The sequence below is a fragment of the Bacillus sp. CECT 9360 genome (assembly GCF_918741275.1).
Classification (GTDB): domain Bacteria; phylum Bacillota; class Bacilli; order Bacillales; family DSM-1321; genus Peribacillus.
Window position 1 is genome coordinate 392,327 of the sequence record NZ_CAKKNA010000001.1, and the last position, 19,119, is coordinate 411,445.

Genomic DNA, 19,119 nt, shown 5'->3' on the forward strand with positions numbered 1-19,119 from the left:
ATAATAATTTAATAATAATTCTCTTTTAGACAATTGAAAAGGTCTTGGAAGTTAAATAGGTAAATTACCCTTTCGTTCCTCCAGAAGTCAAACCAGAAACGAAGTACCTTTGGAATGCCAGGAATAAAAGCGCAATCGGAATGGCAATTAATACTGCTCCAGCTGCAAACTTTGTAAATTCATTCCCGAACTGTTTCGCTACCATTTCATACAGCCCTACCAGAATGGTGTATTTTTCATCAGAACGAATCAGCATACGGGCAATGATGAAATCTGCAAACGGAGCCGTAAACGAAAATAATGCTACGACAGCTATAATCGGCTTTGCCAAAGGCATAACAATCTGCCAAAAGATACGGAAGTGGCCTGCACCATCCATCTTCGCTGATTCATCAAGCTCTCTAGGGATGGTATCCAGATACCCTTTCATAAGCCACGTATTGATTGGAATTTGGCCTCCAACATAAAATAGGATCAGCCCTAAATGGGTGTCGATTAACCCTGTGCGGGTCGCAAGAACATAGATGGCTATAAGAGCGGCAAAATTAGGGATCATTTGCATGATTAAAAAGGTTACAAGCCCATTTTTTCTACCGACAAAACGGTATCTTGAAAACGCATAGGCTGTGAATGCCACCACAACAATCGTAAGCCCCATCGTTGACAAGGAGATCTTGATAGAATTCCAGAACCAGGTGAAATACAGGCTTTTATCAGTATCAAACAAATAGGCATAGTGCTTGAAAGTGGGATTTTCAGGAAACATGCTTGATCCTGATAAGCTTTGCCCAGGATTGAGTGATGAACCGATGATCCAAAGGATTGGATAAAAAATGAGGACACTCATCACCAGGACGACTAAGTAAGTGAAAGAAAGCCGGATAATTCTGTTTCTTTTTATGCTCATAGTTACATCAAATCCTCTTCCTGGAATGATTTTGTTCGCTTAAATTGCCATAATGCGATACTGATGATAATGAGTGAAAGAATCATCGTGATTGCGGCTGCTTTTCCATATTGTGCTGAAGTCATCGTTAAACGGTATATCCAGGAAATCAATATATCCGTTCCCCATGCATTTTGCTCAGGGATTGCAGGCCCCCCATTATTGAAAAGGAAGATAACATTGAAATTGTTGAAATTAAAGGTATATTGCGTAATTAAAATCGGTGCTGTAGCGAAAAGGACCAACGGCAACGTAATTGTTCTGAACTTTTGCCAAGCGTTTGCGCCATCCACTGTTGCGGCTTCGTACAATTCATCGGGAATTGATTGAAGAATCCCGGTTGTCATAGCAAAGATGAACGGGAATCCTAACCATGTTTGGACCATAATCAAAGCCAGACGCGTCCAATTAGCTTCGGTCATCCAATTAATCGGATCGATTCCTAATATCGGAAGAATTGTGTTATTGATCGCCCCGAAAGATTCATTGAACATTCCAGAAAATATCATTGTAGATACAAAGGCAGGTACGGCCCAGGGCAAAATGAAAATCGTACGGATGATTGCCTTCCCCTTCAAGTCTTTTTGATTAACGAGAACGGCCAGAAAAATCCCAAGGGCAGTCTGAAGGGTAGTGGCGGCCAATGTCCATACAATCGTCCATCCTAAAACCTTGAAGAAAGTGGTTCTCCATATATCGATTTTAAAAATATCAATAAAGTTCTGGATCCCAACCCAGTCCACCAATTTTGCCGGCGGAGAGTGGTATAAGTCATAATTCGTGAAGGCTAAAAGAAAAACAAAGATGATCGGAAAGATAACAACGAATAGTAACAGCAAAAAACCAGGGCTAACCATCAGATATGGGAATCCGTTATCGATAAGATTATGATATTGCTCCCGCACGCTATTAACCTTGAGTCCAATGTCGCGTTTTTTCCCCGTGTTATACGCGTCATACAAATTGAAGATATAAACAGCTAAGCCTAAAGCGGTTACAATCAATGCTAAGATACCGTTTATTAATAGAAATACGGAATGGTCTTCTCCCGGAAGCTCACCTAAAGTAAATAGCCCCCAAAATCCCATATTCATTAAATCACTAAATACAATAAAGAATGATGCTGCTAAAATGAGAAGCACAACACCTTTTAAAATTTGTTTATTATAAAGCTGGCCTATCCCTGGAATAATCGATAATAAGGCAGCATTTCTTCCGTATTTAGAAGTGGGTTTTATTTCATTGATTTGTGGATCAGTCGTTTGTAATTCTGCCATGTGTACCTTTACTCCCCTTCCCTATAGGAGGAAATAGTCTCGCAAATTGTGCAAGTCTCTGATTAGGAATTAAGCATATGTCCACACTGACCAGCTGCTCATTCATTTTTTATTGTGAGCAAGATTAGTCCGCGGTTTAAAAAAGGCAGGTCATACCTCCATTCGGAGGTATCGCCTTTTCCCCTATTTCTTATGGTTTGTTTCAATATTAGTCTTTATCGCTTTAACAGCATCGTCCATCGCTTTTTTCGGTTTCGCTTTTCCGGTGGCAATTGTTTGAAGAGCGGTCGCCATTGGATCCCACACTTCAGCCATTTCCGGAATATTAGGCATTGGAACGGCTACTTCAGATTGCTCTGCAACTGCTTTAGCTGCCTCATTGTCTGCAATAATTGGGTCGTTAATTAATTCCTTAACCGGAGGGATTTCCTGGCTCGCTTCAAAGCGTGCTTTTGCACTGTCTTTATTCGTAATAAACTCTACTAGTTTCGTAGACCAATATGGGTTTTTCGTGAACGCAGTAACATGCCAGCCTTTCACACCCATGAACGTTTTTACCGGTTCTCCGTTTGCTAGCGTCGGCATCGGGGCAACACCATAGTCAATGCCAGCATCTTTCATACTCTGTAATGCCCAAGGCCCGTTCATTACAGAGGCAACTTTACCTTCGTTGAATAGTCCATCCATAGCTGATCCGCCATTTTCGCCAATAATGCCTTTTGGAAATAACTCTTCTTTGTACCATTTTTGGATGTCCTCGGCGCCTTTAACAGCACCCTCGTTATTTAACCCAATATCGTCCCGATTTAAAGCGCCATCCTCGTCAGCGAATACATATCCACCCATGCCGCCAACTAAACCGTGTGCGAAGTAGAAATTATCGAACAAAGCCAAGAAACCGTAGTTTCCGCCTTTCGTGAATTCCTTAGAAAAACTATAAACCTCATCCATAGTAGCGGGTGCACTATCCATTAATTTCTTATTATAAATAAATACAGGTGTTTCCGTTGATTTAGGAAGTCCGTAGAGTTTACCATCATACATTTGTGCTTGTACAGAAGCCTCCGTGAATGTGTCCAGTACAGATTGTTCCACTTTAACTTCTTGGATTAGACCTTCTGTTACGACTTGCCCAATTTGGTCATGTGGAAGAGTGACAACGTCCGGAGCAGTTCCAGCTGGCCCATCCAGGCGCAATTGGTCACGGATTTTATCTGCCATATTTAATTCTTTAAATTCGACTTTAATGCCATATTCTTTTTCGAATTCTTTAATAGCAGGCTCCAAGGCAATCCCTTTGTCTTTATCCTCCCAAACAACCAGTTTTTCAGGCTTCTTTTCTTCTGCGTTTTGGCCATCGTTCTTGTCAGTTTTTGTCCCACTGGTTTCACGATCCGGACCACATGCTGCAAGTACACCCATCATTAAAACAAACATCATTAAAACGGATACTATTTTCTTCATCTTCTTTCCCCCTCCTACAGTGTCAAAATTGATTGGTTTTCAAAAACATACAATCGTTTGCACAAATATTAATAAAGACCCTCATGTAAGCGTTAACATTAAAATCATTAGAAATATAGATAAGAAGATTTAATCATGCATACTTAATAAATATGTATAATACATCTACTTATCATATTGCGAAAACGATTGCACAATTTATAAATTTATTATACAATCTTTTTAATCTTTTACAACCAATTTTTACATAATTACCTTCATATTCCACCCTAATTCCTTCTTAAGTCCTCTAGAATCTACTATTAGTTTCTGTATAAATGCTATCTCTCTATTAAAAAATAATCCAACAAATCAAAATTTCTTTTACAAGGAGTGACGATATGGAAAAGTCCACTATTTATCACCGCCCGGAAGATAGCTATCTTTATCTCTTGGATTCAAGCACGCTATATATTCAAATAAGAACAAAAAGAAACGACATCGAAAGAATTGGAGTCATTTACGGAGATCCTTTTGATTGGCATGAGGGATTATGGGTAACGGAAGAATCATCAATGAGTCTTTCCGGAAGTGATGATTTATTTGATTACTGGAGCGTTGCGATTGAAACTGAAATGCGTCGGTTAAGATATGGATTTAGACTAAAGTCATCTTCAGAAGAAGCAATCCTTACTGAGAAAGGCTATTTTGAGGTTACTCCTGAAGACCCTGGACACTACTTCTGCAAGCCTTATATACATAAGACAGAAGTATTTTCTCCACCTGAATGGGTAAAGGATACAGTTTGGTACCAAATCTTCCCTGAACGATTTTCAAATGGAACTATTGATAATGATCCCCCGCACACGAAAGCTTGGGGCAGTGAAGCACCGGCATGGGATAATTTCTTCGGGGGAGATTTAGATGGGGTTATCCATCACCTTAGCTATTTAGAGGATCTTGGCATAAGCGGAATTTATTTCACGCCTATTTTTAAAGCACACTCAAACCATAAATATGACACGATTGATTATATGGACGTCGATCCCCAGTTTGGGACGAAAGAGACTCTCAAACGATTAGTGGAAGAATGCCATAAGCGAGGGATCAAGGTAATGCTTGATGCCGTTTTTAACCATAGCGGATTCTACTTCCCACCTTTTCAGAATGTATTGAAAAATGGCGAAAATTCACCGTTCAAGGAATGGTTTCATATTCGCAGTTTTCCTGTACAGACTGGGGACCGGCCCAATTATGAAACATTTGCCTTTAGCGACGCAATGCCAAAGCTTAATACTTATCATCCTGATGTGAAGAAGTACTTATTAGATGTTGCAAAATATTGGATAAAGGAATGTAATATTGATGGTTGGAGGCTCGATGTCGCAAATGAAGTGGACCATCAATTCTGGCGGCAATTCAGAGAAGAAGTAAAAGCAATAAAACCTGATGTATATATTTTGGGGGAAATTTGGCATGATTCTACTCCTTGGCTGCGCGGAGACCAATTTGACGCTGTCATGAACTATCCTTTTATGGCAAACATCTTAAACCTCTTTGCCAATGAAACCATTTCTGTAGAACAATTTGTTCATAACATGGGGGCTATCTTACACAGTTATCCGATCAACGTATTGGAAACAACCTTCAATCTGGTAGGAAGCCATGATACACCAAGAATTTTGACAGAATGCAAGGATGACATTAAAAAAACGAAACTGATTTACACAATGCTTTTGACCTTTTTGGGCTCTCCATGTATTTATTACGGCGATGAAATTGGAATGACTGGCGGCGGAGACCCTGATTGCAGAAAATGTATGGAGTGGGATACTACTAAACACAATCAAGAAATTTTTCAACATATTCAAAAGCTGATTGCTTTAAGGAAACAGGAAAAACTCCTCGCAAATAAAGGCCGGCTTCAATTCTTATCAACCGAAAATAATAAGGAAATTGTTGCTTTTAAGAAATATGATGAAGAATCAACTATAATAGTCGCCCTTAATCCATCAACGGAGACAAATAGTTTATCTCTCCCGGCTTATACAAAGGACGTCTCTATACGGGATGTATGGACAGATAAAGAAATCATTTTACATCCAGATAACTTTCACTTAGAACTGGAACCCTATTCTTTCGTTATTCTACTCATTAAAGACAACAGCTAGATTACGTTTAATAAGTAAAAATAGAGCAACTATCATTTAATATTCAATGATAGTTGCTCTATTTTTTATTATATTATTTTCTGTTTGAGATCAATCTAACGCTGACTTTGCCAACATTTGAATCGTTGAATCATCCATCGGAGGATTGTGAAGTCCTGCACGAACATCCCGGTAATAACGTTGCATCGGGTTTGATCGCTGTAAGCTTTTCGCTCCGACTACTCTCATCGCCTTATCGACAATGGAAATCGCATTATTGGTAATACGGAATTTGACGGCAGCTAGATCCTTTGAAAGTTCTTCATGCAGCTGGGGCTTGGTTTCCCACTTTGCGGCTACAGAATAAAGAAAATGCCGTGATTCTCTGATTTCCAGTTCGATTTCACCAATTATCCTCTGGACGTTTGGCAAATCTTTTATCGGCCCTTTGAGGCTGTTAGGTGAATAGGTTTTGGCAAACCCGACGGCATAATCCCTTGCTGCAATCGCAATACCGAGGTAGCATGCCGGAATGTGGAGCAGCCAAGCTGATTTCCCTCTTGGCCTGTCCTCTAGTTTTTCGACGTAGTACTTCTCAGGAACTTCTACATGCTCAAGCACAAGATCATGGCTACCCGTTCCTTGCATCGAAATCATATCCCAGGTTTCTTCAATGTGAACACCTTCGTTATTCCTATGGATCAGGAACGAGCCGATTGTTTCCTCTTCGGGGACCCAAGCACTGATGATAATCATATCCAAAACAGGAGCAAGGGTCGTAAACGTTTTTCGTCCATTGATCACCCATTTGTCCCCTTTTTTCACAGCCGTGGTTTCCGGCCGTCCCCCGCGTGTTGGGCTTCCAGTGCTCGGTTCTGTTGCTGCCCGGTTTACAAGTGCACCGTTCGCCACTTCCTGAAAAAACTCGTCTAAAACCGCTTGATTCCAGTTTTGGTTTTCAGCTAATTCTAATATAACGCCATTATGCCAGCCGATTCCGAGAGCAGTTGGCCCGCATTCCCGGGCGATTCGTTCCTGGGAAAGGAGATAATCGTACAACGACCCGCCTTTGCCGCCATATGCTTTCGGCAGTGTTAAGGTATGATAACCAAATTGCTTTAATTCCTCAATATTCTTAAAAGGAAATCCTCCAGTCTCATCCAGTTCCTGTGCTCGCTTGGAGAAATCCTGTATCGCTTTACCCAATTCATCGATGTATTCTTTCTGCTGATCTGATTGATAAAAAGGCACCCATTTTCATCCTTTCAGGACATAACATTATCCATAAATCATACCACCAACCTATGAAATCTCTAAGTGATATGCTTCCCTTAATTTATCCCTAAAGCCATAATGTTTCCCCGATTTTCAATATTTTCAGCTGTTCATCCGGCATTTCAAGTCGTTTCCACTCTGCCAATAATCGATCGAGGGCTTCGGGCCCTGTATCATCAGCAAGCCGGTATGCCCCATAATGCATCGGAATAAAGAATTCCCCTTTCAGCTCTAAAAAAGCTTTGACGGCATCCTCTGGATTGATATGGGAAACTTCCATGAACCATTCGGGCTCATAAGCCCCGATTGGCATAAGGATATGTCTGGGTTTATATTTTTCTGCGATATCGTTAAATCCCCTGAAATAGCCGGTGTCCCCGACAAAATAAACGGACTGATCTCTTAGTTCTTCTTCCAGCAGCCAGCCGCCCCAATGGGATGTATTGGTATCCAGAAGGCTCCGTCGTGTCCAATGCTGGGCTGGTACAAATGTAAGTGACAACCCTTTATCTTTAAAGGATTCCCACCAATTGGCTTCTATTACATTGGTATAACCCTTTCTTTTGAAAAGGGATCCTAATCCTTCCGGCACATAAAAGGCCGGGTTCCCCTTCAACTTTTTTATTGTTGGAAAGTCCAGATGATCATAGTGGCCATGGGAAATACAAACGATATCAATTTCGGGTAGTTCAAATAAAGGGATACCAGGCGCTGTAAGCCTTTTTTGCATCCCCATCCTGGCAGCATATACAGGATCAGTGAGGATATTCATACCGCCCAGCTGGATTAGGAATGTTGAATGGCCGATCCACGAGATGGAGCCTTTCGTCTCGTTATTATGGAGAGCATCTACTTCTGCTTGGTCCACGCTTGGAGTCTGCGTGCTCAAATCCTTTTTCTTTGCTCGTCTCTCCCTTGTCCATTTCAACATATCCCCTGTTGTTTTGATATTCGAAATGCCATCCAGGTTGTCATATCTCTTCTTCATACTTGTTTCATCCTCTATAACTTGATACTTTGTTTCTCTTCTAAGAATAATAACACGTTCGTTAAGTATTTTTGAATTTCGCGTACTTGGTAAGCGGCGGAATCGGCAATCTGTTTATAATGATAGCGGCCTTCCTCTGTAATTCTTAAAAATCGCTTCGTTCTTTTCTCGCTTTCCCAGCCGCCGATAAGCAGGCCGGTCTCTTCCATCTCATGTGCCAGATCATATAAGTATCCATTGCTCGCATTCCAGCCAAAGTTAGCCTTTAAAATTTCGCCGACTTCTCCCATATACAGTTTTGTTCTCGTCTGCGCCGTCTTCAACGTGATGAACCGGACAAGATCTTTCACCGATATAATCTTTGAGAAGTAAGAGCGGTATTCTTCCGGAAGCTCGTGATGGACAGTCGGATTGCTGCCGGATCCGGTAAGTTCATACATAAACCGGTCAATCACCAGCTTCACTTCAATCATTCTTTCCTTGAAGTTGGATTTATACCATGTAAATAACTCTTTGCCTTTTTCGGTGAGTTTATAATAATTTCTTCCTTTTTCCGTGTATAATTGCAAATGATGTGAATCGACCAGTTGATTGCAGATCTTACATAAATAATCATAGCTGTGCGTTTTTTCGGAAAACTGGTTATTTAATTCTTGATGTATCGCTCTTGGGTAGTTAGCCTTGTCCGAAAGTGTATGAAGCAAATATAACGTCAAAAATTCTCGCTGGCTCATTCCAACTGATTCGATTGAAACAGACTGATCCCCGGATTTTTTCATTTATCATTCTCCTCTCTATTGCTTAAATGACTGCTTTTACTATAGAATATATGTTCTGCATCGATCCTTTCTTTTCCTGCTAATCAGTCAAATATGTAAGGTAATTAAGCCTTTTCGCATCTTAGTACTACTGAATATGATGATTTTCGAAATAGTGAGGATTGCCGAGAGAATTTATATATTCTATCGAGGTTCTTAATGAAATAACTTTTATAGGAATGGCTCCATTTGGTTGAAGCTCTAAACAATGAGGGTGTTGCTAACTGTTCATAATGAAAAAATCCTGAGGGTTCATGCTTTAACTTGAACCCTCAGGATTATTACATTTCCTTTTACTTTACCGGTATCCAGATCTCAGAATATAAATCCGGACTCGCAGGATGTGCTTCTGTATAGACTTCTAAGTCAGGTGTGCCAGCATGCTCATAATTACTGGAAGGCAACCATTCTGAAATGATTTGTTTCCATACGTTTTGCATGGCATGAGGCATCGGGCCATGAACTTCAAATACAGCCCATTTAGATGCTGGTATTTCACATTTCATTAATCCTTCGGGTATGTCTCCGTCATATTCTGTAGCTACCCAATAATCCATAGCTTGCTGCGATTGTGTCTCGCTATTAACAACACATACCCCCAGTACTCCCTTAATCTGGCCATTATTCAAGCTGAATAATAAATCGTCCATACCATTTTGATTTACTTCTTCCCACAGTTTAGGAATACCTTTCAGATTCTCCTCATTGGCTAATGAGAATTCCCGCTTTATTCCTACGACTTGAAACCTGCCTTTTTCCACGATTTTGTACTTCATTGGTTCTGCTCCCTTCAGGCTCACCTGTATAATCAGGCGGTTATAAGATTTCAGCTTTCCAATGTACTTTCTTGCTTCACTTGGTGATACGCCATGTTGTCTGCGAAAAGCCTTTGAAAAAGCCTCGGGAGTGTCATAGCCATATTTGTAGGCGAGATCAATGATTTTGCAATTTGTCCTGGATAACTCCTGTGCGGCAAGTGTCAGACGTCGACGCCTGAGATATTCACCAACGGATATGTCAGTCAATATTGCAAATGTACGCTGAAAGTGGAATGCCGACACATTCGCTTGTTTCGAAATATTTTCGATCGTTATCTCTTGGTCCAATAAATGTTCTTCCATATAATCTATCGCTCGCTGCAATGATTCAAGCCACACCATATCGCTCACTCCTTGATTTCATACTAACAACCATTTCTGCTTTCATCCTGTCATTTTTTGCTTTGTTTAGACTGTATTTTTTGAGATAAAAGAAATTGCAAGCTGGTAGTGCGTCTTGAACAGTTATCATATATGATGTAGGTTTCCAAATAACCTTGATAAATGAACAAATAGAAAGAGCATGTTTTAAAAAAAGCTTGATCAAAACATGCTCTTATCTCTTTTTATTAGGGCAATTCTTTATAAAAAAGTTTGATCATTTTTGTGTTCCTTGTTTCATTAAAGCGCCCGATTGGAGAATATCGTTTATCTATTGAATAGTATTGTTGTACTGTGCAGTAAATGAAAAGGGTTGTGTTTTCTCAAGATAAGTATCTACTAGTCTAAATTCTCATGTTATCTTCTACATCCATTTGAATTTCATAGAAAAAGACCGCCAAATTGACGATCTTCTTGTTCAAATTTTGCACCCTCTACACAATAAATTCATCTTTAAAATCTAACGAACGTTTTTTCGGGTACTTCCATTTGGTCTATATCAAATTTATTGACTTGGATGGTTACTTGACCTTTACTTGACCACCTGGACTTAGGCAACAGTTCGATAGAATTATGCCATCAAGATATATTTTTTCTATTTTTTCATTGCCTTATTGACTTTTTCATTGACCGATTCTTGATAGAGATCCGAGTAAGTTTTTGAATCTCCGATCAGCGCATCACAGAAAGCAGCAACGTCTGTTCCTGTTACTTCAAGCACATCTTTCCCAGCAGCTGCGGATTCTTCAAAGAAGCTAAGAATTTCCGTAAGTAGTCCGATACCTTCGTCTAGTTCTACAGGCCCGACCTTGAAGAGATATTTTTGGATCTCTTTATAAACAATTTGATAATCTTGTGGAAGTTCATTGACACGTGAAACATGCGCTCTCCACTCTTTTTTTCCTTCGATAATTTTTATAATACTCATTTCAGCCCTCCTAATTTTCTTTCTACGTTCTTGTTGAGTTGGACACGCCATTTGTCTCGATAAGTTTTTGCGCCTTCGTCACCAACAAGCGCTGCGCAGAAGTCTTTAATATCATCTCCTAGTACTTCTTCGACACTCTGACCGTCAGCTGATGTAACTTCAAGCAGTTCAAGAGCACTTTCCAGAATCGGCATTAGATTTCGACCGGTGAAATCTCCGTGAATCCAGAGATTGTTTATAATTTCTTTCCAAGCAGTTTGATATTCAGCTGGCAAGACTTTTGCTCGTGCTTCAAAACCTTTCATTTCTTTAGTCATGTCGCTGCCAGTTATTTTTTCTAAAAAGTTCATTGTAGTATCCTCCTAATTAACATATACATGTCTTTTTGTTTAGCATTAAACAATTTCCACTTTCTCTGGTATTCTTACCCTAACTGACGTTTAAATGCTTTACTGGCAATCAAGTAAGCAATGACCATGATTCCCAAACACCAGGCAAGCGCAGTCCAGATTCCATTAACCACAGTTCCTTCATACAAGAGGGCACGAATCGAATTCACAATTGAAGTCACGGGCTGGTTCTCAGCGAACACACGAACAACTTTAGGCATGGTTTCAGTGGGAACAAATGCCGAGCTAATGAACGGAAGAAAAATCAGCGGATACGAGTATGCTGTCGCCCCTTCCATAGACCTTGCTGACAATCCAGGAATGACCGCCAGCCATGTCAGCGCCAGTGTAAACAGCCCTAGTATCCCAACTACCGCAAGCCAATCAATGATACCTGCATTAGGTCGGAATCCCATCAAAAATGCGGCGAGGATAACCACCACGACAGTAAGTGCATTGGAAACCAGTGAGGTTAACACGTGCGCCCACAATACTGACGAGCGCTTGATGGGCATGGTGATAAAACGTGCCATCAGTCCACTTTTTACATCCGTAAATAACCGCAAGGAAGTGTATGCAACGCCAGATGCGATGGTGATTAGCAGAATACCTGGTAATAAATAATTGACATAATTGTCCGTACCAGTTTCTATCGCACCACCAAATACATAAACAAACAACAACATCATCATAATTGGCGTAATCGCCACTGTTATTATCGTATCCGGACTGCGCATGATATTGCGCATTAATCGCCCTAATAAGACCCCTGTTTTACTTTTCATTTATTTCTCCTCCTTTTTCCCGATGATTTCGAGGAAAATTTCCTCCAATGTCGGCTGTTTCTCAACGTATTCCACTTTCGTTGGCGGGAACATCTCCTTGAGTTCGGTAAGGGTACCGCTCTTAATGATTTTTCCGCCATGTAGGATAGCAATACGGTCCGCAAGCTGTTCGGCTTCCTCTAGATACTGGGTCGTCAGTAATATGGTTGTGCCGCCGCCTGCAAGCTCCTTGACGGTTTCCCAGACTTCAATTCGTGCTTCAGGGTCAAGCCCAGTAGTTGGTTCGTCGAGAAAAATGACTGCCGGAGTTCCAATCAAGCTCATAGCGATGTCTAGCCTACGCTTCATCCCCCCAGAATATTTGTCAGCACGGCGGTTGGCCGCATCGGTCAGGTTAAATCTTGAGAGCAAACTGTCGGTAACTTGAGCGGGATTGGAAACTGCTCGCAACTTAGCAATCATCATCAGATTTTCTCTACCCGTTTGCATACCATCTAAAGCTGCAAACTGTCCTGTCAAGCTGATGCTTTGGCGAACTATTTCCGGTTGACGTTGAACATCATAGCCGCAAATGCTTACTTCTCCACCATCTGGCTTCAACAGAGTTGAGAGAATGTTGACCGCAGTAGTCTTGCCTGCTCCGTTTGACCCCAGTAGTGCGAAAATTTCGCCACGCTGCACCTCAAAATCCACCCCCTTTAACACTTCTTTGTCTTTAAAGGATTTTATTAACCCTTTTACAGAAATCGCTGTATCTCTCATATTTTTTCCTCCTTATTATTAGCGCAGCAAGAGCGCATTCTAGAACCGAAAATTTGGTGCTTTGTCTGATAAGTGAGCAAGTAGTTTGCATTCAAACAAAGCTTAGTCATGATTTGGTCAATTAATTTGTGCATCTGTTGTCTATACCCCACTACTTAGCAATACCGATATTCTGTATTACTGATTACCGGATTAAAATATAACTGAATAGTGAAGGTGGCAACTCTCATTAGTAGCCAGCTATTCAGTCGGAATGTTCTATTGAATTTACTTATATCAATGGCATTAAGGCATTTTAACTAATCTTCAATATCTGAGCAATAGGTTTTAAGGTTTAAGTTCTGCAAAGACACTAAATCATCCCTGCTATTTTCCAAAAATTATCTACTTTATGCCGTTTCAGCTTCAACCACGGCTATTAATCACGACCAATTATATCATTCAACTTCTCGCGATATTTATCTTTCCAAGTCTTCGCATCCTTCACTAGTTCTTCACAGAAAGAGGCCACGTCTTCACCCGTAAGTTCAGTGACTTTCTTGCCTGATGCTGCACCTTCTTCAAAAAGATCAAGAATACCACCAAAAATACGGCTTATATCCTTCCAGTCGGTGAGGCCACCAGCAGTCCACATATATTTTTGAATAGCTTTGTATGCGTTATGATACTCACGTGGAAGTACCTTCGCACGAGCCTCCATTGCCTTCCATTCTCGCTTGTCGTCCAGACTTCCGATGATTTTTTCAATAAAATTCATTTTATCTTCTCCTTTTGATTTCTTTTGTTTTGAGTTCGTTCATTTTGCTTGAGATGAAATCCCATTTTACCCAAAATAGTTCAAGTTGCTTTTGACCTGCTTCGTTAAGAGTGTAAAATTTTCTCGGAGGTCCCACAGTGGATCGCTTTTTCTCGATGTCAACCAGATTGTTTTTCTCAAGCCGCATGGTTATCGTATAAACTGTGCCTTCAACTACATCAGTGAAACCAAGTTCTCGCAGATGCTGTGTGATTTCATAGCCGTAAGTTTCGCCACGACTGATGATCTCCAGCACACAACCCTCGAGTACCCCTTTGAGCATTTCTGTGATATTTTCCAAATTTATCACCCATCTGTATTTGATTATTTTTTTAGTACTCTGTATTACCGGTATTAAGTAATACTGATTACCGGTATATAGTAACGCAGATTAGCGTCACTTGTCAATCATAAATTTTAATTTTAATTGTTTGGGTTAGGATAGATGCAATAGTCGGTATTATAACTTCCATCTTCACCGCATTTTTTAATAAGTTTGTGAAGATGCTTGTTTGCGCAGTATATAGTCTACTACGCAATATAAGAGTTGCTCCACAATATGGCCCTTAACATAAAGAAAGAGCACAATTCATGCTGCGAAATTGCGCCCAATTGTTGAAATATAATTTTCTATTGCAAAGTATCCTTGTACTACGTAATATAAAACTACTCAACAATCCGGCCTTGTTTACAGGGTACTTACCTTATTGAAAATCATCCAAATTCGTATAGTAATTGATTCTCAAAACTATGTTTTTTATCTTTTATCATCAGAAGTTTTGAAGTGGTATACAGTCTTTCATTCCTCGGTACACTTATTGTCGTTCGGTGGTAAAACTTTGTCATTATTGGTATATTTTGTTGGTGTTCAATGCAAACCTTTGGTGAGAATATCACTAACTATTCCTATCATATTTCTAACAGAAAAGATGCAAAATAACCGTCCCTGCTCTAATAAAATTAAAAGCAGATATCCTGTTTAGACTACCTGATCTTGTTTAGAACTTTTTCGTGCACAGGATTATTCGGATGGAGACAGGCGGTGATACAATGAAAAGAAGCGCAAGAACCATTCCTGCGCTTTCGTGTTTTTAACTTTGTGAATCAAGTAACATTTATTTTCTATATGTAACTTCTGTAGATACAATAGTACGATTTTCAACATTAATTTTAGATTCAATTTTATTTTTTATGACAGAATATAAATCAACCTCTGTCTCAGGTGCTTCAATACTTACTACTAAAGAATATCTAATCTTTGAATGATATTTCTTTAAGTTTGTTCTAAGTTTCCACCAGCCTGTTATTGGATAAACAGCTATTTGATTACTTTGACTTAATTCACTTGCTGTTCCTTCCCAAATATCAGAATGAACGGATCCTACGTTTCTATTAGATGGCCCAATAACCCAACGGCTGCTATCGTTTTTCACATCACCTTTATCTTCTTCATCATCTCTCATGGCCTTATTAATTCTCTTCAAGAAATTATCTTGATCCTCAGTTGAATTATTCACATCAAACTGCAGGCCACAAGAAGGATATCGGTATTTATCTTTCCAACCAACTTCTCCAGGACCTGGTTCAATAAAATAAGACAATGTAACTCGCATCCTTACATTTTTATCTTCCAGACTAAGTAACACATCATCTGGCCAGGGTATATTATGAATATGCATTTCTTTTGAAGTAATGCTTCCGCTATCCTTCTTATAAAACGGTTGAATTTCATCTTCTATAATAAGATTAACTCTATTAGAAACACTCCAAATTGCTTTCGAAAAATTTGGCACACCATATCCACAAGTTCTCAATAAATTTCTAAAATCCATTCTTTTTGGAGGGTTATTCTCAAAACAAGTGTTTTTCATTGCATCTGTCCATTCAGCTGAATGAATGATTAAAGCTCTTATCGTTTCTGGCCAAAGTTCAGGATAATGATGTTGAATATTCGCACCCATCCATGCCGCTTGTGCTGTTGCAGAACTTGTCATACTAACTGTATCGAATGATTTACCCGTCACAGCATCTTTACTTGTCGTCAAGAGTTGTAGTTCTGGTAATTCCGTATAAAAATTAGAATTTTTATCATAAGCTAAATTCCCGCCCTCTAAAACTATATCCGGTTTCACCGGCCATTTAATACTCCACGTAAGTGAGCTAGAGGTAAATGGTGAGAAACATCCAGGTTCCACAACTGGCTGAAATGTACCAGTTAATTCTTCAGGTATTTGGTATTTGCCTGTATATGCACCTACAGTAATAGCATTCCAAGCTTGTGCAGGATCTTCAATTGCATGGTTGGTGACAGCAGTTTTTACATCACCTGATTCGATAATCTCTGGAACGGATGTATTTCCTGCAGAAATGAACATAAGCTTTCTCTTTATATCAGTTGTCTCAATTTCATTTGCACCTGAAATAATGGAATCAATCGCTCCTGACCATGAAGAAGGTCGGCCATCACCTTTAAGTGTATTGGTGGGAGCCGTAACAGCCATACAAATGGCTCTATTAGTCTCAGGATTTTGTATTTCCGCTAAGCTAATAGCACTTTCGGTAACATAACCATACAATTCTCGTTGATTATCATCACTATGGTCAAATAATTTTACAGACTCTAAGAAGTGATTAATTACCACAGGATCAGTATTTTCAAGTTTATCTTCTAGCGTAAAGTAAGATGCAATTCCAGCCATTCTTGTACCATGATCAGCAATGTCATATACACCTTTTGCAGGGTCTACTGCATGCATATTTTCATCTGTTAAAAGTGGCGACAGCAAATCATGCCCATTATTAACACCTGTATCAAGTAAACAGACTGAAGTATTGGACCGTGCTGAGACATCTAGTCTTTCTATTAAATCTCTTACAAAGTCTCTTTGATCTAATTCAGAAAGCTGGTCAAAAAAACCTGTTGGGGTAACCATAATTCTAAATTCAGCAATTCTGGAACTTAACCACTGCAATTCTGATAATTGCTGCTTATTGGCTCTTACTCCTAATACGATTCTCTCTGGAAATACTATTTTTTGATTCTTATGCTGAATATTTCTAATATCACAAATTTGAAAAAATTCATCAATAATGGTATCTACTTCTTCTTTCATATCGAACATTAGCCACACTTCACACCATTTCGGAATTTCGTTGGGTAATTCATTTTTATCGCTCATCCAGAGAGCATCGACCATTGCAAGATTAATACTTTCTATTGTTCCAATTACTTCTTCTTTATTCTCTGTCTCTTTGTATTTATTTAATTTTTTAATAAAAAAATCCCTTTGGTTTTCAGGGACAAAAACAGTAGAGCTTACAACGTTCTGCTCCTCACCATCATATTCATTTTTTATATTGCAAATTCTAACTTTTTGTGTTGTATTCTCTAAGCTTTTCGTAATAAGATCATAACCAGCCTGACCCTTAATTTCTAAATATACTCCGTGTCGAGAAGATACCGAAACAGCCCCCAATGCTTCCTGCTGTTCTTCAGCTTGTTCCCACGCTCTTTTTAAGTTTTCTTCTATTCGGTCTGCATGGCTAATTCTGCTCGATCTAATAGGGTAATTACCTCTTCCACCCATGGAGGCAATTGGTGTGTAATCAATCGTTTGAGAGGATTGACTAATATATAAGTTGCTTAAATTTGATTTCATTTATTGCTTAAGCCTCCTTATATTTATAATAACTTTTACGATCTTTAATGTAATTTAATAGTATGTTTTTTGTAATTAGGTTATCTTCTAAGATGGAATACTTAACTGCTTCTTCACACGCTTTAACAATATCTGCGTGATTCAATCCTTGAGCCTCTTTGTACACATCCTCTGTAAAAATATCGTTAGATGCTTTGCCATGAAGCTTCATCATAAATACCCTTGAGATTTGTTCGATATCAGGATTTTTATATTCCATTACATCATCAAATCGTCTAAATAGAGCATTATCTAAAATACTCGGATAATTGGTTGCTGCGATGATAATACTATAGGATTCATCATCTTCAAGATTCTGTAGAAATGAATTTAAGATCCTTCTCATTTCACCTACATCATTATCTAAGTTTCTATCTGACCCTATCGCATCAAACTCATCAAACAAATATACCCCACGTCTTTCCTTTATCTGATCAAAAACTTGTCGTAGTTTTGTACTTGTTTCCCCCATGTATTTCGTTATCAACCGATCAAATTGTATTACATAAAGCGGTAAATATAACTCATTCGCTATGACGGAAGCAGTCATGGTTTTTCCTGTACCAGGATCTCCTGCAAGTAAAAGTTTTGAACGATTCATAAGTCCATTTTTTCTTAGGAGATCTTTTTTGTGATATTCATTGATTACACGTTTTATTTTCTCTTCTATCTCAACCGAAACAATTAAATCAGATAAATGAACATGAGTCATCTTCTGTTCAAGAATGTCTAATCGGTTATTTAATGCTACAACCTTATTTTTGTTTAGATATTTAGAGTTTTGAATAATTTCTTTAATTTCTCGAGCACTTGCTGTATGACCTACTTTTGCTTCGTGAGCCGCAATTTGCAAAACAACAGTTTTAAATTTCTCTTCATTACTATCGAAATGCGCTCTTATTAAAGCTTTAATCTGTTCTATTGTTGCCATGCGGATTCACCTACTTTCTTTAGAAGTGCTTATGATAAAAATACAAATATAAGTCACATATGTCCTTTGTGCATCAAAAAATAGTGGTAAAGTTTGCTTAAATTATATTGTATGTTAGGTTATTCATTTTGTTAAAGCACATAGATTCCCTCTTTAGTTTATCACTCAATGTCAAGCATCACAACTACATCACTTGGATACGTTTGATAACTTTAGCTTGCTCTTGCTGGATATGCCAACCCATAATCTTTGTCTACCCAATACCCATTAAGTAGCTTTCTTCCACCGAATAATTCCTCGTTTAGCCTAACTCCGATGTCCTCACTAGGGTCGATGCTATTGAATTTCAGCTTCGTTATTTAAATAGATTCTTTCACAAAGCCACTCAAACGTGAAGACCCTTGATGCGCAGTATGTGTCTACTACTAAATATGAGTTACTCCACAATATGGTGTATAGTGATAATAAAGTTATTGAAATTTGATTGAAAAAGATAAGAGCCTCACTACATTCTATACGCAGCAAGGCTCTTTAAAGTTGTTTCAAATTACATTCATCTCTTATATAATACAAAAAAATGAATAATAAAGTTGCTTACTTCTTATTGAACTAAACCAGCTAATAGGAGTCAATAGTTTTTTATTAAAAAGAAGTATTGCTCGTGATATACTATTCAACGACACGACAAATAACCCTCCAAATGCCGTTTGGAAGGCTTTTCTTAAGTTGCTTTT

General features: G+C 38.9%; 16 protein-coding genes. 1 reads left to right on the top strand and 15 read right to left on the bottom strand.

What is annotated here, in order from left to right; genetic code table 11:
* Nucleotides 1-64: 64 nt before the first annotated feature.
* The 3 genes from LQ216_RS01810 to LQ216_RS01820 all read right to left on the bottom strand — a co-directional run bounded on the left by LQ216_RS01810 (nt 65) and on the right by LQ216_RS01820 (nt 3,687).
* Nucleotides 65-907, bottom strand: a complete 843-nt coding sequence (locus LQ216_RS01810; protein ID WP_230126410.1) for a sugar ABC transporter permease — start codon at nt 905-907, stop codon at nt 65-67.
* 2 nt (nt 908-909) lie between these two features.
* Nucleotides 910-2,223 carry a sugar ABC transporter permease gene (locus tag LQ216_RS01815; protein ID WP_230126411.1) on the bottom strand — a complete coding sequence of 438 codons (1,314 nt, stop codon included), beginning with the start codon at nt 2,221-2,223 and terminating at the stop codon, nt 910-912.
* Nucleotides 2,224-2,406: 183 nt separating this feature from the next.
* A complete protein-coding gene (locus LQ216_RS01820) occupies nt 2,407-3,687 on the bottom strand; it encodes an extracellular solute-binding protein (RefSeq protein WP_230126412.1) in 1,281 nt (426 codons plus the stop codon).
* 380 nt (nt 3,688-4,067) lie between these two features.
* On the opposite strand from LQ216_RS01820, the gene LQ216_RS01825 reads away from it, so the two are divergent.
* Nucleotides 4,068-5,837: an alpha-glycosidase gene (locus LQ216_RS01825; RefSeq protein WP_230126413.1), complete on the top strand. Its 1,770-nt coding sequence runs from the start codon at nt 4,068-4,070 to the stop codon at nt 5,835-5,837.
* A 90-nt stretch (nt 5,838-5,927) separates the two neighbouring features.
* Here LQ216_RS01825 and LQ216_RS01830 read toward each other — a convergent pair whose 3' ends face one another.
* From LQ216_RS01830 to LQ216_RS01885, 12 genes are all read right to left on the bottom strand, one after another.
* On the bottom strand, nt 5,928-7,067 hold the full coding sequence (locus LQ216_RS01830) for an acyl-CoA dehydrogenase family protein (protein WP_230126414.1): 1,140 nt from the start codon (nt 7,065-7,067) through the stop codon (nt 5,928-5,930).
* Nucleotides 7,068-7,158: 91 nt separating this feature from the next.
* Nucleotides 7,159-8,079: an MBL fold metallo-hydrolase gene (locus LQ216_RS01835; RefSeq protein WP_230126415.1), complete on the bottom strand. Its 921-nt coding sequence runs from the start codon at nt 8,077-8,079 to the stop codon at nt 7,159-7,161.
* A gap of 14 nt (nt 8,080-8,093) precedes the next feature.
* Complete coding sequence (locus tag LQ216_RS01840; RefSeq protein WP_230126416.1) at nt 8,094-8,858, bottom strand: helix-turn-helix transcriptional regulator; 765 nt, start codon at nt 8,856-8,858, stop codon at nt 8,094-8,096.
* 332 nt (nt 8,859-9,190) lie between these two features.
* Nucleotides 9,191-10,057 (bottom strand): AraC family transcriptional regulator, encoded by an 867-nt coding sequence (locus tag LQ216_RS01845; RefSeq protein WP_230126417.1) that lies wholly within the window; start codon nt 10,055-10,057, stop codon nt 9,191-9,193.
* Between the two features lie 634 nt (nt 10,058-10,691).
* Nucleotides 10,692-11,024, bottom strand: coding sequence for a DUF1048 domain-containing protein (locus LQ216_RS01850; protein WP_230126418.1), 333 nt, complete (start codon nt 11,022-11,024; stop codon nt 10,692-10,694).
* Nucleotides 11,021-11,374 carry a DUF1048 domain-containing protein gene (locus LQ216_RS01855; RefSeq protein ID WP_117307953.1) on the bottom strand — a complete coding sequence of 118 codons (354 nt, stop codon included), beginning with the start codon at nt 11,372-11,374 and terminating at the stop codon, nt 11,021-11,023. Before LQ216_RS01855 ends, LQ216_RS01850 begins: the two co-directional genes overlap by 4 nt.
* A 74-nt stretch (nt 11,375-11,448) precedes the next feature.
* Nucleotides 11,449-12,198 (bottom strand): ABC transporter permease, encoded by a 750-nt coding sequence (locus tag LQ216_RS01860; RefSeq protein ID WP_230126419.1) that lies wholly within the window; start codon nt 12,196-12,198, stop codon nt 11,449-11,451.
* Entirely contained in the window at nt 12,199-12,960 is a 762-nt protein-coding gene (locus LQ216_RS01865) for an ATP-binding cassette domain-containing protein (RefSeq protein ID WP_230126420.1), read from the bottom strand. It lies immediately after the preceding gene.
* A 418-nt stretch (nt 12,961-13,378) separates the two neighbouring features.
* Entirely contained in the window at nt 13,379-13,717 is a 339-nt protein-coding gene (locus LQ216_RS01870; protein WP_230126421.1) for a DUF1048 domain-containing protein, read from the bottom strand.
* Between the two features lies 1 nt (nt 13,718).
* Nucleotides 13,719-14,057: a PadR family transcriptional regulator gene (locus tag LQ216_RS01875; RefSeq protein ID WP_230126422.1), complete on the bottom strand. Its 339-nt coding sequence runs from the start codon at nt 14,055-14,057 to the stop codon at nt 13,719-13,721.
* Nucleotides 14,058-14,871: 814 nt separating this feature from the next.
* Nucleotides 14,872-17,415 (bottom strand): S8 family peptidase, encoded by a 2,544-nt coding sequence (locus LQ216_RS01880; RefSeq protein ID WP_230126423.1) that lies wholly within the window; start codon nt 17,413-17,415, stop codon nt 14,872-14,874.
* A 7-nt stretch (nt 17,416-17,422) separates the two neighbouring features.
* Nucleotides 17,423-18,385, bottom strand: a complete 963-nt coding sequence (locus LQ216_RS01885; RefSeq protein WP_230126424.1) for an AAA family ATPase — start codon at nt 18,383-18,385, stop codon at nt 17,423-17,425.
* Nucleotides 18,386-19,119 lie beyond the last annotated feature (734 nt).